Genomic DNA, 24399 nt, shown 5'->3' with positions numbered 1-24399 from the left:
TTATCATATTATTTCGTTAGTGTCAATTAAAATTCTTAAAAATTTTTCAGGATGGTGATTTGATGAGCGAAATGAAACGTAACGAATGGAAAATGGAGCAGGAACGTGTAGACAAAGTAATCGAAGAAATTAGTTATAAAGCTACTAATATAAAAAGGTATGTTGGTCATATTAGCTCAGATATTCTCGAAATTCGCAAAACATTTTGGAATGATGTTACTGTCGACTTTAGTAGCGAGGATGATATTATTGAAACAGCCGCAAGCCTAAAGCAGCAGGCTGAATTACTTTCCGAGCGAGAGCGGACACATAAACAGAATGATAATCAGTTGAAAACACTCGGTAGACTAAAGGATTCTCCATATTTTGGCCGAATCGATATTTTGGAAAAAGGGGAACAGACAACGGACCAGGTTTATCTTGGTGTTGCTTCATTTATGGATAAAAATGATGAGAATTTTTTAATATATGACTGGCGTGCACCTATTTCAAGCCTTTATTATGATTTTGCTCCTGGACCTGTTCGGTACGAGACACTTGAGGGAATAATTGAAGGAGAAATGGAGTTAAAAAGGCAGTTTATTATTAAATCCGCAAAAATAAATGGGATGTTCGACACGGGAGTAACGATCGGTGATGAAATGCTTCAAGAGGTCCTTGGAAATGACGCGAGTACACAAATGAAGAGTATTGTTGCGACGATTCAACGAGAACAAAATCAAATTATCCGGAATGAAAAAAGTAAACTTTTAATCGTTCAGGGTGTAGCTGGAAGTGGGAAGACATCGGCAGCGCTCCAACGAATTGCATACTTGTTATACCGCTACAGGAAAACAATCAAGTCTGAAAATATTATGCTTTTTTCACCCAATCCACTATTTAATAGCTATGTTGCAACTGTACTTCCAGAGCTTGGCGAAGAAAATATGCAACAGTCAACCTTTCAGGAATACTTGAATAAGCGTCTGGGAAAAGAATTTGATGTGGAGGATCCATTTGAGCAAATGGAGTTTTTGCTTTCAATGGAACATGATGCAAACTATGATACTCGGTTGGAGGGAATTCGTTTTAAAGCGAGCCTTCAATTTAAAAAACAAATAGATGATTATGTGTTACGTTTATCGAAACAAGGAATGATTTTTAAAGATCTCATTTTTAGAAAAGAAATAATCTTTTCCAAAGAAGTAATACAAGAATACTTTTATGCACTAGATGAGAATTTTTCGATTCCAAATCGGATTAAACTTGTAAAAGAGTGGCTGTTAAAGGGATTAAAAAGGAGAATAAAACAGGAACGGACGAAAGAATGGGTGGAGGAAGAATTACAATTTCTTGGAAAAGAAGACTTTATAGAGGCGTACAACCAGCTCCAGGATAAGGATTCTTTTACGGAAAAATCATTTGACGATTTTGAAAAGGAACAAAAACTACTGGCAGATATGGTTGTGAAGCAAAAATTCAAACCGTTATTTGCCAAGGTCAAAAAGTTAAAGTTTATAGATATTGCTTCAATCTATCAGCAGCTTTTTGAAGAAATAGGTGTAGAGGATCCATCTTTCCCTTCCAACTGGGATAAGATCTCTAATCAGACAATTGAAGCATTAGAAGATATGAAAATATGCTATGAAGATGCAACACCATTTGTATATTTGCAGGATTTATTGGAGGGGCGGAAATCAAATACTGCCATTCGTCATATTTTTATTGATGAAGCTCAGGATTATTCACCGTTCCAGTTTGCTACTATTCAAATGCTTTTTCCTTATAGCAGAATGACGCTCCTGGGTGATTTTAATCAGGCAGTTTTTTCTGGCGCTACGGGCGCTGCGACTGTTCTTACTGATTTTTCGCTTGATGGTGAGGATGTTGAATCATTCTATTTGACCAAAACGTATCGATCAACTAAACCAATTGTGGAATTTACAAGTAGTTTGATTGAAGGTGGGCGGGAAATTGAGCCTTTCAATCGTGAAGGTCAAAAGCCAACCATCACATTGGTTGAAGTTGCTTGCTCTCTTAATGAAAAAGTGGTTCGGAAAATTCAAATGCTCCAAAATGATGGGCATCGCACGATTGCGGTTATTTGCAGAACAGCAACTGAAAGCAAAACTGTTTTTGACACACTTCGGAAGGAGATTCCGATCCATTTGATTGAAAAAGGCACTATTTCGTATGAAAAAGGCATTCTTGTTATTCCGGCCTATCTTGCAAAAGGGATTGAATTTGATGCTGTTATTCTATATGATAGCTCACAGTATAGAAGGGAAAGAGAGCGGAAATTGTTCTATACTGCTTGTACAAGAGCCATGCATGTATTGCATATGTTTGCAACTGATGGGATTAGTCCGCTAATTAAGGATGTACCGATTGAAACCTATGAAATGGAGATCTAGAACTCTGAGGAGTAATCTAAACTTTTAATATTTAAAAGTCTGTGAGGAAATTGTGATGACAATATCTTTTGAAGAAATAACGAAAGAAACACTTTTCATTGCACATGAAATAGTGAATTCAAATTCGCAATATAATGTGCTTGAAAATGGTAGAGGGGATCGAACGTTAACAGAGATAGAGATTGAATTTCTCAATGAAGACACCTTAAGTGTATTTATTAAGCTAGATGACACCTATATCGGTATCATCGATTTTATGGAGAAAAATCCAAAAGATCATTATCCATGGCTGGGCCTTTTAATGATTCATAGCAACTACCAAGGATATGGTTTTGGATTTCAGTCTTATCTTCTTTATGAAGAATGGATGGTTCAGCAAGGGCTAGAACATGTACGCTTAGGGGTTTTAGAAAGTAATGAGAGGGCACAAACCTTCTGGGAGTCTCTAGGATTTCGTTCCTTTAAAACAGTTGCAGGGCAACATAATAAAGAAATTATTTGTTACGAGAAAAGGATATGTGAAGTAAGCTAAAGAAAACTCGGCCAGTGCCGAGTTTTGTTGAAACACTCTTGGAGAAGTTTCAATTCCTTATTCAAGCTTCAATTAGCATAAACTCTTCAATGAATTCTTGAACCTGATTTTTATCAATTTTATTCTTTTTCAATAAACCTTCAGCGATGACAAGATGAGGTTGAATAGTACAATTCCTTTTCAATTCACGAAGTGTTATATCGCCATTCAATAATTGAATGGCCTTTTCTTTTATCTCTTGGCTTTTAGAAGACTGATACAGGATGAAAGCAAGACAAGAAATTTTGTCCACAAGAACCCTCCTCAATCAAGAAATTAAAATTCAATTAATTTATTCGACGAACATCCTAAATTTTCCTGCTGATTTATCTGAAAAGTATATTTATTTTTAATGAAAAGGCAGATTATCGTTAATTTCTTGTAGGAAATTGATTTATTTGAATGAATTTTATATAATATTGAAGGGATAAAAGTAAAAATAACGAATAATTTAGTTGTTACTACGAAATTTACCTTTCTTCCCTTAGGGTGGGAGGTTTTTTCATTTTTTTTACATAGGTAATAGGAGGATTTAATGATGAAAAAAGCTTTAATCAAGGATTTGTATAGAAATTCCGAAAGCTATATCGATCAAAAGGTTCAATTGTCAGGCTGGATACGAACAGTTCGTGATTCAAAGACATTTGGTTTTATTGAATTAAATGATGGTAGCTTCTTTAAAGGAGTACAAATCGTTTTTGATGAACAACTAGCGAATTTTAAAGATATTACAAAGCTTCCAATCAGCTCGACGATTCTTGTGGAGGGCGATTTTATCTTGACTCCACAAGCGAAGCAACCATTTGAAATTAAAGCAACGAATATTGTGATAGAGGGAAGCTCAAATGTCGACTACCCATTACAAAAGAAAAAGCATTCATTTGAATATTTACGAACTATCGCTCATTTACGCCCTAGAACGAATACATTTTCGGCTGTATTCCGTGTAAGATCTTTAGCTTCTTATGCTATTCATAAATTTTTCCAGGATAAAGGCTTTGTTTATGTTCATACTCCAATCATTACTGGCAGTGATACGGAAGGTGCAGGTGAAATGTTCCGTTTGACTAACTTTGATCTAGACAACCTTCCAAAAAATGAAGAAGGAAAAGTGGATGCAACCAAGGACTTCTTTAATAAAGAAACGAATTTGACTGTTAGTGGTCAATTGTCTGCAGAAGCATATGCTTTAGCCTTCCGAAATGTTTATACCTTTGGACCAACTTTTAGAGCAGAGAATTCCAATACAGCTAGACATGCAGCTGAGTTCTGGATGATTGAACCAGAGTTAGCTTTTGCTGAGCTTCCAGATATTATGGATCTTGCTGAAGATATGGTGAAATATGTTATTTCATATGTACTAGAACAAGCACCTGAAGAAATGGCTTTCTTTAATAGCTTTATTGATAAAGGATTACTTGAGCGTTTAAATAAGGCTCACGATGCAAGTTTTGGACGTGTAACATATACTGAAGCTATTGAGCTTTTAAAAAATGCAGAAGAAAAATTTGCCTATCCGGTCGAATGGGGCTTAGATCTACAAACTGAACACGAACGTTATTTAAGCGAAAAAGTTTTTCAAAGACCAGTCTTTGTTACGGATTATCCGAAAGAGATCAAAGCCTTCTATATGCGCTTAAATGAAGATCAGAAAACAGTTGCAGCAACCGATTTGCTCGTTCCTGGAATAGGAGAACTAATTGGCGGAAGCCAACGTGAAGAACGTGAGGATATTCTGACCGGCAAAATAAACGATCTTGGTATGGATGAAAAGGATTACTGGTGGTACCTAGAATTACGAAAATATGGTGGCACGAAACACTCAGGTTATGGGATTGGCTTCGAACGATTAATTATGTACTTAACTGGAATGACTAATATTCGCGATGTTATTCCATTCCCAAGAACAACTGGTAATGCAGAATTTTAATAAAAAGTAACACTGACCATATTGGTAATAAGTTGGCACTTACACTAAAAATGACTATTGAATTGTATATCAATTCGATAGTCATTTTTTTATTAATATAGACCGACTTTTGAATGTTTTTGGCTCTAACTTAAATATCAAAGAGTAGAGAATAAGCGGTAAAATTGATCCAACAGATAAAAGTCGAAAGTGGTATTTTCAAGTTGTTAATATAGTTAAATACTTGGTCTTAAGTTTCAAGGAATGTTATAATTATGGTAGGACATTGCATAGAAAGTAAAATGCCAGGTAATTTCAATAAGTTTAACAATCTGTCTATAACTGCCTTACCAAGGAAGAAAAAAGTGTTAGTAAATAACAATAATTAGGAATCATTAGCAAAGTAATTATATCTAAATAGGTAAACTAATTGGTGCCAATGCTGTAATATAAGCAACAAAAAAAGGTATGAAGGGGTGAAAAAATGGATTACGGATTTTATCTTATGTTTGCATTGTTTGGGCTGGCTATGGTAACAACTTCATTTATGTTTAATAAAATGATGAAAGAATAATAAAAACGGTAAGTAAATTAACAGGTCTGTGTCCCGGCGCAAAACCTTAATCGTATTCGAAAATGAACATAATCGCACCTTATTTTGCAAAAGTTTTTGTAATTAAAATGGCACAGTACACTGTACTGTGCCGCAGATTGTCGAGAAAGGGGTATTTTTCTCGGCAATTTTTATTTTCTCAGAATCCGAATACCAAATTTATCAAAGCTCCCTGCAAATGGGCCTGTTGATTTCCGCTCCAGGCACTCGCTTTCCGCGGGGAGGTCCTGAAGCCTCCTCGGCTTTACCGCCTGCGGGTCTCCAGTGACCTCTATATCCCGCAGGAGTCGAGTGCCCTCCGCTCCAATCAACAGGTGGTAAATCAACTTAAAGTATTGCAACACACTTTTTCGAATTTAGCTAAATGTGTTGCAATCTTTTTTATAGTTTGGCATGCGGCAGTAAGGAGAGCCTGCTCGGATGTATTCTTCAATCCCCGTAACCGGCAATAGCGAAGCCCATGCAGCTCTATTGAGTCTGCGAAGCTTCGCTCAATTTTTTCCTTTCTAAATTTATAAAGTATTTTTCCAGATTTAGATAAGCGATTTCAAAATATTCTCGAGTATCTACTTCCACTTCTTGTCTCGTAAACTTGTTTTTATTTGCATTTGCCTTTAAATGTGTAGAATCCGTAAATAAAACACGTTCGCCAACCATCTTAATGATTTATTGCTAGAAGTACAATCTCATCAAAAATCTCCTGAAAAATAGTAGTATCCTTAAAACGGTGTTGACGATTCCAACTAATCGTTGAGTGATGAGGTACAGAGTCCTTGAATTTTAGACCTAAAAACCAGCGATAGGCAACGTTTGTTCTAATTTCTCTTTCTAGTTGGCGTTCAGAACGAATGCCATAAATATAACCAATAAATATCATTTTAAAAGAATAAGTGGGTCAGTTGGGCGTCCATTATCATCGCTGTAATATTGGCGGATTTTTTCTAGAAGAAACGAAAAATCAATATATTTATCAATCAAACGAAGTAGATGGTCATCAGGTACTAATTCAACAATAGATACAAATTCATATTCATTTTGACTAGACTCTTTTGGCTTAAACATTGATTTCACCACTTTTTTTATTATTTATTAGTTGAACGTAAGTTCTTTATTGAAGGCTGTTTTCGCATAGATTATTGTTTTTCGTACCTAGTCTAAAAACCCGAAATAACAATGGTATCGTGCTCTTTTCTTAAAAACTTCCTACGATTTTTATCGGTAAACTGGAATACCATTCTAATTTAGTTTCAACTAGCAACAAAGTTTAAGAAAAGAGCCTTATTGAAAGACACTCTGTTGATTGGAGTGGAAGGTGCTCGACTCCTGCGGGAGTACGGGGCAGGGGAGATCCCGCAAGCGCTTCAGCGCTGAGGAAGCTTCCCGGCACGCCCGCGGAAAGCGAGCGCCTGGAGCGGAAATCAACAGACCAGTTACAAAGCTAATATACTAATATTATTATAACAAATTAACGCGGTGAATCATTAAATAATCTGTGCAAAATAATAAGCTGTCGAAGGGTTTTTCGACAGCCTGTGGCACAGTACACTGTACTGTGCCATTTCTTTGTTTCAATTGAATATTAAATTTCAGTTTCCTTGTTAACAACACTGGATTATCCGTTTTTTTCCAAATAAAAAACATCGCAAATACGATGCAATTTGATATACACGTTCCCTTACATACCTTTATACATTTTAAAGTTTTGTGATAGAAAGCAAAATCCGTTATCATTTCGGTTTTTTTATATAGGGAAATCCATAAAATCAATTTAAAAATTATTAAAATTAATATTTTTTATAAAATTAATCAATATTTTTAATTTATATATTTATTTTTTGGAAAATGTGATGTATGATATGGTTAAAGTTAGGAAAGGAGTTAAAAATGTCTAATCCGATCATCACAAATTGCCCTGTTTGTAGTAATCAATTAAAAGTATCCAAATTACATTGCACACATTGCCATACAACGATTGAAAGTGAGTTTGAGTTTTCGAAGTTGGCATCTTTGGCCCAAGAACAACTCTATTTCATTGAAGTATTTCTAAAATGTCGTGGAAATATTAAAGAAGTCGAAAAAGAATTAGGAATTTCCTACCCTACTGTGCGAGGGAAACTTGATGATATTATTGTAGCTCTAGGATATGCAGCAAATAAAAAGACTGAAGTGGATAAGAAAAAAATTGTTACAATGCTTGAAAAAGGTGAAATTAACGCAGAAGATGCGCTTAAAATGCTGAAAGAGGAGGAATAAGGAATGAATGAGGAAATTTCGAGAGTGCTAACTATGGTAGAAGAAGGGAAGCTTGACAAGGATAAAGCGACTGAGCTGATTAATGCTTTACAAGGAAAAAATCAAACAATCCTACTTAATAAAGAAACATCATACATGAACAAGATGTTAAAAATTATTGTCACAACTGAAGTGGGTGATAATGTAAAAGTGAATTTACCCATTAAACTTGTAAATGCAGTTTTGAAAGTAGGAACAAGTATTGCGGAAAGAATTCCTGAAGCTGAAAAATACGTAAAAGATATAAATGTCGACCTATTAATTGATGCTATTGAGAATGAGGTTGACGGTCAGATTGTCGATATTACCACTGCAAAAGGCGAAAAAATCCTTGTTGTTATTGAGTGATCGGGATGATAAAAGTAAAAATTAGAAATAAAAATAGAAATTATATTATTCCCGTTCCCTATATCTTGTTAAATATATGTGGTGGTATTCTTACATCGAAATTAGTGATTAAAATAGCAAATAGAGCTATCGAAAAAGATGGAAATGCATTTAAATTACCTCAATTGGATAGAAATGATTTAAAACCACTATTGCAAGCACTTTCAGTTCATAGAGGGCTTGTATTGGTCGAAACAAAATTCATGGATGGCACAGAAGTTATGGTAAAATTATAAGTATTATTCCTAATAACTGGAATAGTGCTTTTTTTTGGCTAGACAGAATTTATATCCATAAATTCTGCTAGTGCATAAGTGCAACTATGCCTCTGTCATCGCCCTTTGGGGCTCGCCAATCAGCGAGTTTTCTATATGATTTTTTGAATGAAGACTACTAATAAAACTAGAAAAAAAGTGGTGGGAAAGATTATTTAATTATGCGAACTAATTTTTAATCTAATTTTAAAAAATAAACGGTATCCTTATTCCAAACGAGTATAATTCTAATAAATACTGGAATCGATACTTTTGGTACCTTTAAGGCTTGGAGGAAGTTATGAAAATACTAGTTGTTGAGGATGAATTTGCCCTTTTGGAGGGAATTATAAAAATTTTAAATGAAGAAAATTATGTAACAGATCGCGCATTGAATGGGTACGATGGGCTTGAACTTGCAAAACAAAATATATATGATGTGATTGTACTTGATATTATGTTACCCGAATTAGATGGTTTTTCCATTGTAAAATCATTACGAGAAAGCGCAATTAAAACACCAATCCTCCTACTAACTGCAAAAGATAGTGTTGAAGACCGTGTTAAAGGTTTGGATTTGGGTGCTGATGACTATTTAATTAAACCATTCGCAGCCGCGGAGCTATTGGCTAGAATACGAGTCCTTCTTCGGGGAAAGGGAGAAAATGTAGAAAGTGAATTGGTTTATGGCCCATTAGTAATCAATGAGAATGAACATGATGGGTATATTGACGATCATAAGTTAAACTTAACTGTCAAAGAATATTTACTACTGGAATTTTTCATAAGAAACAAAGAACAAATTTTATTAAGGGATCAAATTTTTAATCGCATTTGGGGCTTTGAATCGGAAGCTGGGGTAAATGTTGTTGATGTGTATGTGCACCATCTTCGAAAAAAGCTGGCAATTTTTCAATGCGACCAGTTTATCAAAACAGTACGTGGGATAGGTTTTATGCTAAAGGGAGACGATGAGGATGTTTCGAAAGACTAAAATACGGTTAGTTTCCATGTATACTCTTATCTTCTTCTGTATCTTGAGTATCCTTGGGGTGAGCCTTTATTTTTATATGTATCGCACCTCCTTTTCTTCTATTGATGAAAAACTATCAGAAAAAGCACAAGTCTTTAAACACAATGACCTGGATGATATTAAAGAAAAAAATGAACGAGAATCTGAACGAAGAGTTTCCTATTTGTTTTGGGGAAATAACTCAGTTTTACTAAAAAGCTATCCTGAAAATGCCTTTTTCCAAAAAGATATTGTCCATTTATCGCCAATTCATCATCAGAGAATGCTTAGAACACAATCGATTGAAGGCCATTCCTACCGAATTTTAACCATTAAAACAAATAACAGAAGTTTAAATAATGAACATGTTAAGCTTATCCAGCTTGTCTATAACATTGAGCCAGAAGTTAGTATGTTAAATAATTTGTTAATCATGATTGGTTTTGGAAGTGCAGGCGGATTAGTTTTATCTTTTTTTGTAGGTCTAATTTTAGCAAACAGAGCGTTGGTACCCATTCAACGTTCATGGGAAAAGCAATCACAGTTTGTTGCTGATGCATCACATGAGCTTCGAACGCCATTATCTGTCATTCAAACACACTTAGAATTACTTTTCAGACATCCAGCAAATACGATTGAACAAGAAAGTGAAACAATTTTTAAAAGCCTTTCTGAGGTAAAGAGGATAAATAAATTAGTAGAAGAATTACTTACCTTAGCAAGATCAGATTCAAATGAAAAATTAATCAATCCTGCCATCTTTCCCATTGATGAATTGATTCAATTAATTATTGAGCAATTTGAACCAATTGCTTCAATGAAAAATATTACTATTGAGGGGAAGGTAGATAAGGGCATTTTTTACATGGGTGATAAAGAGAGGATTCATCAACTTTTTGTCATTTTATTAGATAATGCATTAAAATTCACTTCTTCTGGAGGAATACTTATCATCACCTGTAAAAAGGAAATAAACTCTTTAAAAATAACCATTGAGGATTCGGGAATAGGAATTTCAAGCGAAGATTTACCACATATTTTTGATCGCTTTTTTAGAAGCGATAAAGGTAGAAGAAGGTCTGAGGGTGGAACGGGGTTAGGGTTATCAATTGCAAAGTGGATTGTGGATGCCCATCATGGCAATATTAGCGTTGAAAGCAAGGTAGAAAAAGGGACAAAGTTTATCATTAAATTACCAATAAAAGATGGCTTTAAATAGACTCACCCGCGGGTGGGTTTTATTTAGCCTATAAAAATGTTTATCTTTGTTAACACACTAAAGTAAGTAACTTTTATTGTTAAATAATCAGCACTCATATCGCAAATGTGCAGCTAGGGCAAATGCTAGCGTTACTCAAGTTTTCCTCGTGAAAAATGATATCGGCTTTTTAAAACTATAGACAGTTATTTCCTTTGCTTACGAACGTATTTTCGTTATACTTATAATTGGTAGGAGGTGTGAATCATGCCCAATCAAACTATAAAAAATAAATTGGCGCTACTACCAGATATGCCAGGTTGCTACCTGATGAAGGACTCCAATGGAACCATTATTTATGTTGGAAAAGCAAAAGTGCTGAAAAATCGTGTGCGGTCTTATTTTACAGGCTCACATGATGGGAAAACCCAACGTTTGGTAAATGATATCACTGACTTTGAATATATTATTACCAGCTCCAATGTTGAGGCATTATTGCTGGAAATTAATTTAATAAAAAAACATGATCCAAAATACAATATCATGTTAAAAGATGACAAGACATATCCGTATATTAAAATTACCAATGAACGACACCCAAGGTTGATAATTACGCGGAAAGTCTTGAATGATAAAGCAAAGTATTTTGGCCCATATCCAAATGTGACTGCTGCCAATGAGACGAAAAAAATAATAGAAAAGCTTTATCCGCTCCGAAAATGTAATGGGCGACCAGGAAGAGCCTGCCTTTATTACCATATAGGGCTATGTATCGGTCCTTGTATTCGGGATGTTAGTCAGCAAGAATATATTGATATGATCGAAAAAATCACGCGCTTTTTAAATGGTGGACATGCAGCGGTTAAGAAGGAACTTACTGACAAGATGAGTAGTGCTGCTGAGAAGCTGGACTTTGAAAAAGCAGCAGAATTCCGTGACCAAATTAGCAATATAGAAATCACTCTTGAAAAACAAACGATGACAAGCATTGATTTTACCGATCGAGATGTATTTGGGTATGCTGTTTATAAAGGCTGGATGTGTGTGCAAGTATTTTTTGTTAGACAAGGGAAGTTAATTGAACGGGATGTTTCTATTTTTCCTTGTTACGATGACCCAGCAGAGGAGTTTTTGTCCTATATTGCTCAATTTTATAAGCGCGTAAATCATCTACTACCAAATGAAATTTTTCTGCCGGATTCCGTTGATGCGGAAACCATTAAAGCTTTGTTAGGCATACCCGTCTTCGTACCAAAGCGTGGGAATAAAAAGGATTTGACCATGCTAGCTTACAAAAATGCAAAAGTAGCATTAAAAGAGAAGTTTTCATTGCTTGCGAGGGATGAAGAGCGGACGCTTGGTGCGGTTGAATTGCTAGGGGAAGCAATGGGTATTCCTGCGCCCCGCCTGATCGAAGCATTTGATAATTCGAATATTATGGGTACAAATCCTGTTTCCGCAATGGTTAGCTTTACTGATGGACGTCCCAATAAAAATGGATACCGTAAATATAAAATTAAAACTGTTGAAGGCGCTGATGACTATGCAACCATGCGAGAAGTCATTCGGCGACGATATTGGCGTGTTTTGAAAGAGAAAATGCCACTTCCAGATTTAGTGTTAATTGATGGGGGAAAAGGACAAATTGAAATTGCCAAAGATGTACTTGAAAATGAACTAGGCTTAGATATTCCTGTTGCAGGGTTAGCTAAGGATGATAAGCATAGAACATCGATGTTGTTATTTGGTGATCCACTTGAAACAATACCGCTTGAACGGACGAGCGAGTCATTCTATTTATTACAACGAATTCAGGATGAAGTGCACCGTTTTGCAATAACGTTCCATCGTCAACTACGTAGTAAAAATAGCTTTAGCTCACTGTTGGATGGGATTGCTGGAATCGGCCCAAAACGAAAAAAAGAGCTTCTTAAACATTTTGGTTCTGTTAAAAAGATGAAGGAAGCCACAGTTGAAGAGGTACATGCACTAGGGATACCTGAGTCAGCAGCGAAGGTTCTTTTGGAAAAATTGCAGAAGAATTAATTCAATAAAAAAGCATGTCTGAATAATTTCAGACATGCTTTTTTTGGCTAAAGGGGTCGATTTAAAGCGATTAGATATTCAAAAGACGAAAAAAACCGGTCAATCGTTAAAATGACCGGTTTGAAGAATTTTTTAATTATTTAAATCGCATTTATCTAAAGGAACAATCTTAGTTTTCTTTGTATATTTGTAGCCGAGCCATAAAACGAGGAATAGTGGTAAACCAATATAAGATACCATAATACCATTCCAATCAATATGGTCACCCATAAAGGCTGAATAATTTTGTCCGAGCACTACGAACCCACATAATACGAAGGCAAAGATTGGGCCAAATGGGAAAAACTTTGATTTGTATGGAAGAAGGTTAAAGTCTTTTCCTTGAGCAACAAATGCTTTACGGAAACGATAATGACAAATAGCAATTCCGAGCCATGCAATAAAGCCGGACATTCCGGAAGCATTCAAGAGCCAGATATACACTGTTCCATCTCCAAATAGAGAAGCAAAGAAAGCAACAGTGCCGACAAGTGAAGTTACGATTAACGCATTTACTGGAACACCACGTTTGTCTAATTTACCAAGAAACTTTGGTGCTTTTCCCTCGCGTGCTAAATCCCAAAGCATACGAGTGGAAGCATACATCCCTGAATTTCCTGCAGATAATACTGCAGTTAATATAATCGCATTCATGACTGAAGCTGCGAAAGCAATGCCGGCTTTTTGGAAAACAAGAGTAAAAGGACTCACTGTAACATCGCCGCTTGCTAAATTTCCATTTGTGTACGGAATGATTAATCCGATAATAAGAATCGCAAAAACATAGAATAAAAGAATACGCCAAAATACTTGTTTAACAGCCTGTGGAATAGATTTAGCTGGATTTTCAGTCTCACCAGCGGCAACTCCAAGAAGTTCTGTTCCTTGGAAAGAGAATCCGGCTGCCATAAAGATACCAAGCATTGACATGAAACCGCCGTGGAAAGGTGCATCACCAATCGTAAAGTTCTTTAAGCCGATTGCATGACCTCCCATAATCCCGAAAATCATTAACGCTCCAGAAATAATAAAGATAATGACAGTTACAACTTTAATAAGTGAGAACCAGTATTCTGCTTCTCCAAATCCTTTTACTGAAAGATAATTTAATAGAAACATAATAACTAAAAAGATACTGCTCCAAAGTAATGATGGAGTATGTGGGAACCAAAATTTCATAATCATGGTTACGGCTGATAATTCAGCTGCAATCGTAATTGCCCAGTTGTACCAATAATTCCAGCCTAGTGCAAATCCTAGTGATGGATCAACAAACTTTGTTGCATATGTGCTGAAACTTCCAGCTACAGGCATGTATGCTCCCATTTCTGCAAGGCTTGTCATAAGGAAATAAACCATGATTCCAATTAATAAATAGGAAAGAAGTGCTCCACCTGGCCCTGCGGTATGGATGGCCCCACCACTTGCTAAAAATAAACCAGTTCCAATCGTTCCGCCAAGGGAAATCATTGTTAAGTGACGGGCTTTAAGACCTCGTTTTAATTCTGTCACTTCATTATTTGTCTTTCTTGCTGTAGCTGTTTGCATTATTTTGTACTCCTTTTTTTTATTCTGGAAGGAGTTTGGGAATAAAAAATACCACACGAGTAGAATCGAGTGGCATATCAATACCCCGCATCATACCTTCCGAAAGATAGCTCAACACGTTTCACTGGTAAGGCAAAACGTGACAGTTCTGTTCCTATTCGAAAACAGACCCAGCATGCTTGAATTAAGAGTCAAACACACTTCGGCAGCCTTTCCTTTCAAACGGAGTCTTCAATCTCTCAACATCTCGTCCATTCTACTCATAAAAGCCGCGACCTCTACCTCATCGGTTTGATGAGGATTTGTCATATTAAGTTCATATACACTTAATATAATATAATTTTTTTGAATGGAAAGGTCAATATATTTTTTTGGCTAATCAGAAATTTATATCCATAAATTCTACTAGTGCATAAGGACAACTACGCCTAATCATTGCCCTTAGGGGCTTGCTAATCGGCAAGTTTTTTATATAAAACCTTTTAAGAACATTTTTATAATTAAAACCGCACAGATACGAAAATACAGACTAATAATTATTTTTGTAAAATACTTTTAAATTTACATCAGCGAAGTGAATCTGTATTATTTTTAAGATAGACATAGGTAGTTGCAGGGGGATATTATGCAGGTTTTTGGTATTATTTTTGGATCATTTATTGTTGTAATAGCATATAATTTATTTTTAATTCCACATCAAGTGTTAAGCAGTGGTGTAAATGGAATATCGATGATTTTGGGAATGCTTACTCCACTTAATACTGGTGTAGCTAATTTTCTCTTGAATCTCCCTTTGTTAATCATAGGGTATAAACTATTGGGCAAAAAGTTTATCTGGAAATCAGTCTTTTCTGTAATGATTATTTCGTTTGGCCTTTATTTTATTCCAGTACATGCGGTTGCAGAAGATGCCATTCTTTCTTCTATTTTCGGAGGTGCATTGACGGGACTTGGAGTCGGAATTGTTTTACGCTGTTCCGGATCAACTGGGGGATTTGATATTATTGGAATGCTTGTTTCGAGGAGTAAGGATTTTCCGCTGGGGCTAATAATGTCAAGTATGAATGCAGTAGTCATTGTGATAAGTGGATTTTTATTTGATTGGGATAAAGCTCTTAATACGATGGTTTCTATCTACGCTACTGGTAAAGTTGTTGATGCATTATACACACATCATATTAAACTAACTCTAATGATCATCACCGATAAGGGCGAGGAAATGAGACAACATTTATTAACCAATTTATATCGTGGTTTGACAATTATGGATGGAGTAGGCGGATATTCAAATGATAAAAGAAATATCTTATTTATTGTTATCTCCCGTTACGAGCTCCAAGATGTAAAAAAATTTATTGCAGAGGTTGATGCAGGAGCCTTTGTCAATATTACCCAAACAATTGAGGTAATGGGTTTATTTCATAAGAAAAGTCCACAATAGAAAAGGAAAGACTTGCTAAAGATTAAATAATGCAAGTTTTTTCTATTTTAAAATATAATACATCATGCTTGATGTATGGCTGCAATAAATAGTATGATTGAAATTGACTTACTTAAAGTAAGCTGTGGATCATTTGGGAGGATAAATCAATGACTAATGCTTCATCTAAATCTTTAACTGAAATTATTAAGGAGCGCCATTCCGTTCGAAAATATGATTCAACTTATAAGATACCAAGAATAGAGATTGAAGATATGCTGAGAGAAGCAATACTTGCACCATCATCTAGTAATTTGCAGCCTTGGCGGTTTATTGTTGTCGAAGATCAAACATCAAAAAAAGAATTAAGAGCAATTGCTTATAACCAAGAACAGGTGGAAACAGCATCAGCTGTAATTGCCGTTTTAGGTGATATAGAAATGCATAAAAGTGCAGAAAAAGTGTTTAAAAGTGCAAATGAATCAGGTTTCATGACAGAAGAAAATACAAAAAAAATGATTGATAATACTGTCAACTTATATTCAAATGCACCAAATGAAATAAGAAAAAACATTGCAACTTATGATGCGGGTCTCATTTCAATGCAAATTATGCTAATAGCAAAAGATAGAGGATATGATACTGTTCCAATGAGTGGATTTGATAAAAAGAAATTCATGGAGAAATTTGAAATACCTGAACGTTTTTTCCCAATAGTCCTTATACCTTTAGGAAAAGCGATGGAACCTGCTCACTCAACAACGAGGCTCCCATTGGAAGATGTTCTATTGAAATACGTTTAAAAAAACGTTCATAAGAGCAATTCATTTTATAGATAGATTATTTTTATTTGCTCGTTAGTAAATAATTAGGAATCAGAATATGTACGAATTTTTGAGAAACCAGTTGCCGGTTTCTCTTTTTTAAAGGAAAATAGAAATAATTACTTAGAAAAAGGAGAGATTCCCCTGTTTATTAAATTTACAAAACAACAAAAAGATAAAATGATAGCTGATATTCAACGTTTTTTTTATGAGGAGAGAAATGAGGAAATTGGAAATCTAGCTGCAGAAAATGTGTTAGAGTTCTTTAAAAGCCATTTAGGACCACATTTTTACAATGAAGCCATTAAGGATGCTCGAACGTTAATGGGAGAAAAAATGGCATCAATTGAAGATGACTTTTATATGCTGGAAAAGAAAGTTAATTAGAAGGAGGAGGGTATAATGCGTCCTATTATTTTAGGCATTTTTGCCGCCTTCTTCTTTGCTTTTACGTTTATCCTGAATAGAAAGATGGATCTTGCTGGTGGCAGCTGGATTTGGAGTGCTTCACTGAGGTATTTCTTTATGATCCCATTTCTCTTTGTGCTTGTTTTGGTTAGGAAAAATTTTAAACCATTGATTATGGAAATAAAGAAGCAGCCGGGGAAATGGCTTTTATGGAGTTCAATTGGATTTGGGTTATTTTATGCTCCAATCTGTTTCTCTGCAGCATATGCACCTGGATGGTTGATTGCTTCGACATGGCAAATTACAATTATTTCGGGTTCTTTGCTAGCTCCACTTTTTTCAGAAACCATTATGGGTGAAAAGGGGCCAATACAGGTAAAAGGCAAAATCCCCTTTAAGGGACTTAGTATGTCAGTCATTATAATAGCAGGAATTATTCTAATGCAGGTAGAACAGGCTAACCACCTCACGCTTCTCGATTTTATTTATGGAGTAGTCCCTATTGTTATCGCCTCATTTGCCTATCCTCTTGGAAATAGAAAAATGATGGATGTCTGTGAGGGACGTCTTGATACGTATCAACGGGTATTAGGGATGACACTTGCAAGTGTACCATTTTGGATTATTTTATCAATCTATGGTGTTATCGTTGATGGGCCGCCAAGTGTAGATCAATCGATTCAATCAGGTTTTGTAGCTATATCCTCGGGGGTAATTGCAACTGTGTTATTCTTCCAGGCAACAGACCAGGTTAGGGGAAATATGCAAAAACTTGCTGCAGTGGAAGCAACCCAGTCAATGGAAGTATTATTTGCTCTTATTGGAGAACTGGTTCTTTTGAAATCTGCGGTCCCTTCACTGCTATCGTGGGGTGGAATCGTTCTTGTAATGACTGGGATGGTTTTGCATAGTTTTGTATCCCAAAAACGCAGTATTCCAAAAATCAAAAAGGCAAGTGCATAATGATGTGATCCTTATCATTTTCAATTGATAAGGATCTCTTTACGTTAATCATTAAGGTAGGGGGCAAGTTTTTTGATTGTTTCCTGCATAATTTTCGCATTTCTTTTATACATGGCTTTTGTTTTCTCACATTCTGTCTCAAGAGAGAATGACTCTAAATCGGCTTGTGTTTTCTTCAACATCGCCATTAAAAGTGGTCTCTGCTGCGGAGAAGGAACTTTAAGCTTGTCATCATAAATATCTATGGTTAACCCCCCGTATGAATCCACCTGCCCTAAAAAAACATTATCAAGTGTTGCGTTAAGTTTTTCTAATTCCATTTGCAGCCAAAGTCTACTTTTTCCGGATGACCTAAGTGCTTCATCTAAAATTTTCCCATCCATTATTACCGTTTGAGGCTCTTTTTCATTAGGCATTTTCATTTGCAAATCTTTTGGAGTCAAAGGTCGATTTTCTTTTTTCAATAGTGTACTTAAAGTCCCTCGCGGCTCAAGAACAGCAAATTCAACATCGGCGAATCGAAAGATATCTTTTTGTCGAAGTAGAGCTGATACTTCATCGATTGTGTATTTCTCTTTCTTTATATTTTCCTCTAAAATTTTCCCGTCTTTTATAATAACTGTGCCTCGTCCTTCGACCATATCACGGAATGATTTACTCTTTAAAGATAGAATATCCACTAATAATGTTGCAACCCCAAAAAAGATAATAGCAAGTGCTCCATGAAATAAATTACTTTCTAAACCAGTGATGGCCTCACCGGCAATACTTCCAATTGTAATGCCAGAAACATATTCAAAGAAAGAAAGCTCTGAGATTTGTTTCTTTCCAAGCATTTTTGTTGTGAGTAATAAAAGTATTAAAAATATAATAGAACGACTTAAAATAATAACCCAACCTGGCATAATTTTTTCACCTCAGATTTAAGACCCTTTATATTGCGGTTCTTCTCGTTCGAGTTCATAAACGCGGGTTTGAAGATCATCCTTAATGTCACCCATCTTTAGCATTGCCATATGGAAGGCTTTTGTTGCATTTTCATCAAGGGAATTTAATGCAAGTGATGATAACTCTGCTTCTATTCCTTTTACAGTTGTAAGGCATTGCTTTACATTTGATACGATTGTCATTGTGCCACTTCCTTTATTTTGCAATAGAAAATGAAAAAATGGGTTGGCATGGCTGCCAACCTATTTGCCCCATTTATTGATTGTATTGAGGTTCTTCTGCTTGAATTTCTTTTAATCGTGGTTCGATGGTATCTAAAACTGTTTGAGTTTGTTGTGCAGCTTGTTGATAAAGTTGTTTTGCATTTTGATTATCGGTTGCTAATGCAAACGTTTCAAAGCTAGCTTGCGCGCTTTTTAGACCTGCGAGTGCTTGTTTTACTTGAGTTCCTACTGTCATTTAAATAATCCCTCTTTCATTTATGATTGAATTACAAAAATAGTATGCCGATTATTTACTTGTTTATGTGCTGGCAATTTATTGAAGATGATGCTTTTTTAAAAATGGCTATTTTCGCATAGAGTGTTATTTTTCGTACCTAGTCTAAAAACCCGAAATAGCAATAGTATCGTGCTCTTTTCTTAAAAGCTTCCTACGGTTTTCATCGGTAAACTGGAATCCCATTCTAATTTAGTTTCAAATAGCAACAAAGTTTAAGAAAAGAGCCTTAAAAATAAAGCTTTATATATTTACATTTTTTATAGTGATATATGCATATAGTGTAGCATTGGGCTATTTTGAAAAAGGGGTGGACAAATGAAGAATATAGGCAAGGATGATTTTGTAAATGGATTCGTTCCAAATCATAACCATGGTTCTGTAGACTATACAGGTGTTACCGATGGGCATGTGCATCAGTGTTTGGATATTACATTTCCACCAACTATGTCACAGGATGGCAGCCATATCCATTATACAGAAGGATATGTTTTGTTTGAGGAAGGGCATAATCACCATTATCGTTCCTGGTCAGGACCAGCAATTCCTGTCGGCAACGGAATGCATGTTCACTATTACGAATTCCAGACAACCGAGGATAACGGACATAGTCACCATGTTAAAGGAATAGATCAACCTTCTCCCGGGACAAAATAAAGCAAAGAACTTCTCTTAAGATTACAGATTCCGTTTCCTAGTACAACATGAAAATAAAATGGAAAATGGCTAGCAAATTGTCCGATGATTTGCTAGCCATTTTTTGCTTTATTAAAGGGTTTTTTGCTATGTAAGTTCCTTTTTTGATTGAACTAGGTATATACGTTTAATAAGAACTGGGATATAAATACAAGAAGAGCCCAGTTGTAAGCTTTTTTAATTTTAACAAAGTCTTACTTTTAAGAAATTTTCGATATTTTTATATATATACTTCAAGATTAAAGCCGGATGAATTAAAATGAATGAAGTTATTTAAGTTAAATATGTACATAGGAAGGAAAATGAATATGATCGATTTGAGAAGCGATACTGTAACAAAGCCAACTGAAGAAATGAGAAAAGCTGCTTACATGGCTGAAGTTGGTGACGATGTTTATGGTGAGGATCCGACTGTAAAAAAATTAGAGGAAACAGCAGCGGAAATATTAGGGAAAGAAGCAGCCTTGTTTGTTACTAGCGGTACGCAGGGCAACCAAGTTTCCGTTTTAACACATTGCCGTTCGGGAAATGAAATTATACTAGAAAATGAATCACACATTTTTTATTATGAATCGGGAGCTGTTGCTGCTTTTGCTGGTGTACAAACAAGAACAATTCCGGGTATAAGGGGTGCAATGGACCCAGCTGCAATAGAAGCGGCCATTCGCAGTGAGGATCAGCATTATCCAGAAACGGGCTTAATTTGTCTAGAAAATACGCATAACCGTGCAGGGGGAGCCATTATTCCCGTAGAAAATATGAAGGAAATTTACTCTATTGCAAAAAAACATCAAATTCCTGTACATGTTGATGGGGCAAGACTGTTTAATGCAGCTGCTGGATCTGGAAGACCTGTCACAGATTTCACTCAATATTGTGATACGGTGCAAATTTGTCTCTCAAAAGGTCTTGGCGCACCAGTAGGTTCGATACTTTCTGGAAGTGAAGAATTTATTAAAGCAGCAAGAAAATGGAGAAAAAGGCTGGGTGGAGGCTTAAGACAGTCAGGCATTATTGCAGCACCTGGTCTGATTGCCTTAACAAAAATGAAGGACCGCCTTGCCCTTGATCATGAAAATGCACGTCGATTGGCGGAAGGTATTCAAAATATTTCTGGTTTAGATGTAGCTAATCAGATTGATACCAATATAATTGTCGTTGATGTGCGTGGTAAAAATATGAATTCTGACCAATTTGTCGAAAGGTTAAGAGGCCAAGGAGTTCTAGCCGGAACGTTTGGAAATTATTTTGTACGATTTGTGACCCATTTTGATGTTTCGAAAGAGGAAATTGAAAAAGCACTTGCCAACATTGAAAAAGCAATTAGATAATTTAGTGTAAAAAGATCCTCAAATGGAGGATCTTTTTGGTGAGAAGAATTAATATCCATAAATTCTTTTCGTGCATATATAAAAATAATTACGCCACTATTATTGCTCTTCATTGCTTTTTGAGGCTAACAGCGCACTTTGTTTTCCTTATCGATACATCGTCCACATTCCTATATCTTTGAATCCAAGCCTTTTATAAATTTTACCTGCTTCCGGATTTGAATAAAACAAGCATAGAACTTTTCCTTCGTCCAATATCTCTTTACATAATCGTTGCATAATGGCAGTGGCAAGTCCTTGGCAGCGATTTTCATTTCTGGTGCATACCCCAACAATCATTGCGGATAAGGAATTCTCAGCTGTTGTTGAAGCACAACTTGTCATTAAACCCTTATTCTCTGTGTAATATGTTCTGCCAGTTTTCGTTTCCATTGATTTCCTTAAGATCTCCGCAGCATCCTCTTGGACATGAAATTCACTGATAGTTTTACGAAGATTAATAATTTGGTCAACATCATTCAAGGTAGCTTGTTTCATTTCTATTGAGGTAGTACCTAGGAGATCACTTGAACGACATTCGGCAAAATAAGTGAGTTGTTTTTTACCAAGAGTTAGTCCTTCGATATTTTCAAATTTTTCTACTATATCTGCTTTGCCAGATAAAACAACGGTTTTTGAATGATTCAACATGATGGTTGCAAATCCTTGAACATCAAAGTCACCTTTGGCATAGACAATAAACGATTGGTAGAATCTAAGTAAAATAGCTTTTATTTCCTCTTGGTCATCATATTCCGCCCATAATTCCTGAAAATCAGTATCATAGCCAAAACCTTCAATGTCTCCAATAATAAATAAATTAATCGATGGTTCCTCGCTTAAAAAGGCCATAACGTCTTCATGATCCTGTTTTGAAAGTTTTTTCATCAAATCCTAACCTCCCTCATACCTATTCCATTAGATTAATTAAATTAAAAGGAAAATTCAATATATTTTAAAGAATAGTATGAAAAAAGTAAGGAAAAATATAGGCGGAAAGGAGTCGAACAGAATGTCCAAAAGAAAAGGATTTAGAAAAAATGAACCAACAATCGCCCCTGGAATGGATGATCAAGAAGAATTAGAACAAAAGGCCTCAGAAAAAGAAATTGAAAAAGGGGAATTTACGAGTGTTACAACTTTATCATTCGATGAGGTTGATCCAAGCTAAAAAAAAACTGCCTGAAAACCAGGCAGTTTTTTTTTGGATTTATAAAGTGCCGAAGATTGCCACTAATTGTGAAGCAAAGCACATATTTACGACTTTTAAGGGTTAATAATACAAATAGGGGCGGATTTTCGATATAATAGATGTAGAAACATATTTGAAAGGGGAAGGATAAATGATTGAAGCAGATGAGAAAAGCTTGGAAGAACAGAAACAAATGATTGAAAAAATTCAACACCGTAGCCTGACAAAACGGAAAATTATTCAAAGAATATTATTAATAACACTTGGTGCCACTTTGATGGCAGTGGGGCTTGAAATTTTCCTTGTTCCTAATAAGGTTATCGATGGAGGGATTACAGGCATATCGATTATGCTCTCCTATATAACTGGCTGGAAATTAGGATTCTTCATCTTTCTTCTTAATATCCCATTCTTTTTTATTGGCTACAAACAGATCGGAAAAACCTTCGCATTATCCACTCTTTATGGAATTATTGTGCTCTCCATTGTCACCAGTTTACTCCATCCAGTTCCAGCCTTTACTCAGGATATTCTCCTAGCAAGTGTTTTTGGAGGAATTGTCCTTGGTATAGGAGTGGGCATTGTTATTCGTTATGGTGGTTCATTAGACGGAACAGAGATTCTTGCTATTCTTTTTAATAACAAGTTACCATTTTCTGTTGGTGAAATTATTATGATTTTTAACCTTTTTATTCTTGGAAGTGCTGGTTTTGTTTTCACATGGGATCGCGCTATGTATTCATTAATTGCCTATTTTGTTGCTTTCAAAACGATTGATATTACTGTAGCGGGCTTTGATGAGTCGAAATCTGCATGGATAATTAGTGACAATTCCAAACAAATTGGCGATTCTATTATGAGTCGACTTGGACGTGGGGTTACCTATATAAATGGGGAAGGTGCCTTTTCAGGAGATGATAAGAAAGTTATCTTTTGTGTGATCAATCGTTTGGAGGAAGCCAAATTAAAGGAAATTGTCACTGAATGTGATCCATCTGCTTTCTTAGCAGTAGCGGATATTGCAGAGGTGCGCGGTGGTCGATTTAAGAAAAAGGATATTCACTAGGAACCTTTATGAAGGGATATGTCTTCATGTTTTAATATAATTCTATCCTTCGGGAAATTCTAATAATTGTAAAAAAAATATGGAGGGAATTTTATGATTAATGATGATGATGATGAAATAAGTGAAGGATTAAATCAAATCTTTGAAATCATCAATGCAAAAGGTGACGTAGGAGAGTTGCAGGAAATTGTAGATAATGCGGAAATAAATAAAAAACATAATCAAAAATTTGACGAAGGAAAATAGTGTTTTTGCTCAACTCCTGTCGTTTGATGGGGAAACGTAATGCCTGAAAAATCATGTTTTGTCGCACTTTGCGGTTACCTAGGAAATATTTAAATAGACTATTTCAATTCAAAAAGATGGAAGCAAGAAACCGCTACCATCTTTTTTGGGTTAACTGGAATTTTACTGTGAAACTACGAGTTTTTCAGTGAAATTATATTGCAACAAAATCTCTAAAACAAGAGTTCATAAACTTCATTTAATTCATGGGCCCTTTTTTCATCCTGTTCTTCCTTGGCATAATTAATTTCGTTTGGAAGGATTCTATTTAAAAAGTCGATTTCACTACTGTTTAGATGTCTTACAAAGGATTCTTCTGTTGTAAAATTTCCTTCCGACAATTTCCGGTATAAATGCCGTCCTTCAGATTGCTCATCATTATAATTTGATAAAGTTTCCCGAAGATATCCAAGTGTTTGATCCATTACTTTCACCACCCTTAAACATATAAACATGGTTATTTTTTG

The 24399-nt window shown here is 35.5% G+C and carries 25 protein-coding genes, 1 pseudogene and 1 riboswitch; of the genes and pseudogenes, 18 read left to right on the top strand and 8 right to left on the bottom strand.

Going from position 1 to position 24399, the window contains the following annotated elements; genetic code table 11:
- The first annotated feature begins 62 nt into the window (after positions 1–62).
- Together helD and RCG20_RS02510 are read left to right on the top strand one after the other, a co-directional pair.
- Complete coding sequence (helD, locus tag RCG20_RS02515) at positions 63–2393, top strand: RNA polymerase recycling motor HelD (protein ID WP_308182656.1); 2331 nt, start codon at positions 63–65, stop codon at positions 2391–2393.
- A 55-nt stretch (positions 2394–2448) separates the two neighbouring features.
- Positions 2449–2925, top strand: coding sequence for a GNAT family N-acetyltransferase (locus RCG20_RS02510; RefSeq protein ID WP_308182655.1), 477 nt, complete (start codon positions 2449–2451; stop codon positions 2923–2925).
- 61 nt (positions 2926–2986) lie between these two features.
- Here RCG20_RS02510 and RCG20_RS02505 read toward each other — a convergent pair whose 3' ends face one another.
- On the bottom strand, positions 2987–3217 hold the full coding sequence (locus RCG20_RS02505; protein ID WP_308182654.1) for a hypothetical protein: 231 nt from the start codon (positions 3215–3217) through the stop codon (positions 2987–2989).
- A gap of 285 nt (positions 3218–3502) precedes the next feature.
- On the opposite strand from RCG20_RS02505, the gene asnS reads away from it, so the two are divergent.
- The gene (asnS, locus tag RCG20_RS02500; protein ID WP_308182653.1) at positions 3503–4894 is read left to right on the top strand and encodes an asparagine--tRNA ligase; all 1392 of its coding nucleotides are present in this window, start codon (positions 3503–3505) and stop codon (positions 4892–4894) included.
- 914 nt (positions 4895–5808) lie between these two features.
- Here asnS and RCG20_RS02495 read toward each other — a convergent pair.
- Positions 5809–6548, bottom strand: a pseudogene (locus RCG20_RS02495) (transposase).
- Positions 6549–7370: 822 nt separating this feature from the next.
- Between RCG20_RS02495 and RCG20_RS02490 the strand changes: the two are divergent.
- The 6 genes from RCG20_RS02490 to uvrC all read left to right on the top strand — a co-directional run bounded on the left by RCG20_RS02490 (position 7371) and on the right by uvrC (position 12675).
- Positions 7371–7739, top strand: a complete 369-nt coding sequence (locus tag RCG20_RS02490) for a DUF2089 domain-containing protein (RefSeq protein ID WP_308182652.1) — start codon at positions 7371–7373, stop codon at positions 7737–7739.
- A gap of 3 nt (positions 7740–7742) precedes the next feature.
- Positions 7743–8126, top strand: coding sequence for an SHOCT-like domain-containing protein (locus RCG20_RS02485; RefSeq protein ID WP_308182651.1), 384 nt, complete (start codon positions 7743–7745; stop codon positions 8124–8126).
- A 5-nt stretch (positions 8127–8131) separates the two neighbouring features.
- Positions 8132–8401 (top strand): hypothetical protein, encoded by a 270-nt coding sequence (locus RCG20_RS02480; RefSeq protein WP_308182649.1) that lies wholly within the window; start codon positions 8132–8134, stop codon positions 8399–8401.
- A 319-nt stretch (positions 8402–8720) separates the two neighbouring features.
- Positions 8721–9413, top strand: a complete 693-nt coding sequence (locus tag RCG20_RS02475; protein ID WP_308182648.1) for a response regulator transcription factor — start codon at positions 8721–8723, stop codon at positions 9411–9413.
- Positions 9397–10650 (top strand): sensor histidine kinase, encoded by a 1254-nt coding sequence (locus RCG20_RS02470; protein ID WP_308182647.1) that lies wholly within the window; start codon positions 9397–9399, stop codon positions 10648–10650. Before RCG20_RS02475 ends, RCG20_RS02470 begins: the two co-directional genes overlap by 17 nt.
- Before the next feature lie 246 nt (positions 10651–10896).
- Entirely contained in the window at positions 10897–12675 is a 1779-nt protein-coding gene (gene uvrC, locus RCG20_RS02465) for an excinuclease ABC subunit UvrC (protein WP_308182646.1), read from the top strand.
- Between the two features lie 132 nt (positions 12676–12807).
- On the opposite strand, the gene RCG20_RS02460 is transcribed toward uvrC, so the two are convergent.
- Positions 12808–14262: an amino acid permease gene (locus RCG20_RS02460; RefSeq protein ID WP_308182645.1), complete on the bottom strand. Its 1455-nt coding sequence runs from the start codon at positions 14260–14262 to the stop codon at positions 12808–12810.
- Between the two features lie 99 nt (positions 14263–14361).
- Positions 14362–14551: riboswitch (Lysine riboswitch) on the bottom strand.
- A 333-nt stretch (positions 14552–14884) separates the two neighbouring features.
- Between RCG20_RS02460 and RCG20_RS02455 the strand changes: the two genes are divergently transcribed.
- From RCG20_RS02455 to RCG20_RS02440, 4 genes are all read left to right on the top strand, one after another.
- Positions 14885–15703: a YitT family protein gene (locus RCG20_RS02455; protein ID WP_308184274.1), complete on the top strand. Its 819-nt coding sequence runs from the start codon at positions 14885–14887 to the stop codon at positions 15701–15703.
- 149 nt (positions 15704–15852) lie between these two features.
- The gene (locus RCG20_RS02450) at positions 15853–16485 is read left to right on the top strand and encodes a nitroreductase family protein (protein WP_308182644.1); all 633 of its coding nucleotides are present in this window, start codon (positions 15853–15855) and stop codon (positions 16483–16485) included.
- 201 nt (positions 16486–16686) lie between these two features.
- Entirely contained in the window at positions 16687–16893 is a 207-nt protein-coding gene (locus RCG20_RS02445) for a DUF2164 domain-containing protein (protein WP_308182643.1), read from the top strand.
- 15 nt (positions 16894–16908) lie between these two features.
- Positions 16909–17877 carry a DMT family transporter gene (locus RCG20_RS02440; protein ID WP_308182642.1) on the top strand — a complete coding sequence of 323 codons (969 nt, stop codon included), beginning with the start codon at positions 16909–16911 and terminating at the stop codon, positions 17875–17877.
- Between the two features lie 44 nt (positions 17878–17921).
- Here RCG20_RS02440 and RCG20_RS02435 read toward each other — a convergent pair whose 3' ends face one another.
- From RCG20_RS02435 to RCG20_RS02425, 3 genes are all read right to left on the bottom strand, one after another.
- Positions 17922–18782 carry a DUF421 domain-containing protein gene (locus RCG20_RS02435; RefSeq protein WP_308182641.1) on the bottom strand — a complete coding sequence of 287 codons (861 nt, stop codon included), beginning with the start codon at positions 18780–18782 and terminating at the stop codon, positions 17922–17924.
- Positions 18783–18800: 18 nt separating this feature from the next.
- Positions 18801–19007 (bottom strand): DUF1657 domain-containing protein, encoded by a 207-nt coding sequence (locus RCG20_RS02430; RefSeq protein WP_308182640.1) that lies wholly within the window; start codon positions 19005–19007, stop codon positions 18801–18803.
- A 73-nt stretch (positions 19008–19080) separates the two neighbouring features.
- The gene (locus tag RCG20_RS02425) at positions 19081–19284 is read right to left on the bottom strand and encodes a DUF1657 domain-containing protein (RefSeq protein ID WP_308182639.1); all 204 of its coding nucleotides are present in this window, start codon (positions 19282–19284) and stop codon (positions 19081–19083) included.
- Positions 19285–19641: 357 nt separating this feature from the next.
- On the opposite strand from RCG20_RS02425, the gene RCG20_RS02420 reads away from it, so the two are divergent.
- A complete protein-coding gene (locus tag RCG20_RS02420; RefSeq protein ID WP_308182638.1) occupies positions 19642–19980 on the top strand; it encodes a YmaF family protein in 339 nt (112 codons plus the stop codon).
- A gap of 347 nt (positions 19981–20327) precedes the next feature.
- Positions 20328–21350, top strand: a complete 1023-nt coding sequence (gene ltaE, locus RCG20_RS02415; protein ID WP_308184273.1) for a low-specificity L-threonine aldolase — start codon at positions 20328–20330, stop codon at positions 21348–21350.
- A gap of 147 nt (positions 21351–21497) precedes the next feature.
- On the opposite strand, the gene RCG20_RS02410 is transcribed toward ltaE, so the two are convergent.
- On the bottom strand, positions 21498–22277 hold the full coding sequence (locus tag RCG20_RS02410) for a GNAT family N-acetyltransferase (protein ID WP_308184272.1): 780 nt from the start codon (positions 22275–22277) through the stop codon (positions 21498–21500).
- 124 nt (positions 22278–22401) lie between these two features.
- On the opposite strand from RCG20_RS02410, the gene RCG20_RS02405 reads away from it, so the two are divergent.
- The 3 genes from RCG20_RS02405 (at position 22402) to RCG20_RS02395 (ending at position 23893) form a co-directional block, all read left to right on the top strand.
- Positions 22402–22560 carry a hypothetical protein gene (locus RCG20_RS02405; RefSeq protein ID WP_308182637.1) on the top strand — a complete coding sequence of 53 codons (159 nt, stop codon included), beginning with the start codon at positions 22402–22404 and terminating at the stop codon, positions 22558–22560.
- A 172-nt stretch (positions 22561–22732) separates the two neighbouring features.
- Positions 22733–23647: a YitT family protein gene (locus tag RCG20_RS02400; protein ID WP_308182636.1), complete on the top strand. Its 915-nt coding sequence runs from the start codon at positions 22733–22735 to the stop codon at positions 23645–23647.
- Positions 23648–23740: 93 nt separating this feature from the next.
- Positions 23741–23893, top strand: coding sequence for a hypothetical protein (locus RCG20_RS02395; RefSeq protein WP_308182635.1), 153 nt, complete (start codon positions 23741–23743; stop codon positions 23891–23893).
- A gap of 212 nt (positions 23894–24105) precedes the next feature.
- On the opposite strand, the gene RCG20_RS02390 is transcribed toward RCG20_RS02395, so the two are convergent.
- Positions 24106–24357: a sigma-G-dependent sporulation-specific acid-soluble spore protein CsgA gene (locus tag RCG20_RS02390; RefSeq protein WP_308182634.1), complete on the bottom strand. Its 252-nt coding sequence runs from the start codon at positions 24355–24357 to the stop codon at positions 24106–24108.
- Positions 24358–24399 lie beyond the last annotated feature (42 nt).

Origin of the sequence: Neobacillus sp. PS3-40 (assembly GCF_030915485.1) — a bacterium.
GTDB lineage: Bacteria > Bacillota > Bacilli > Bacillales > Cytobacillaceae > JAUZPL01.
This window is presented reverse-complemented; position numbering and strand designations above follow the sequence as displayed.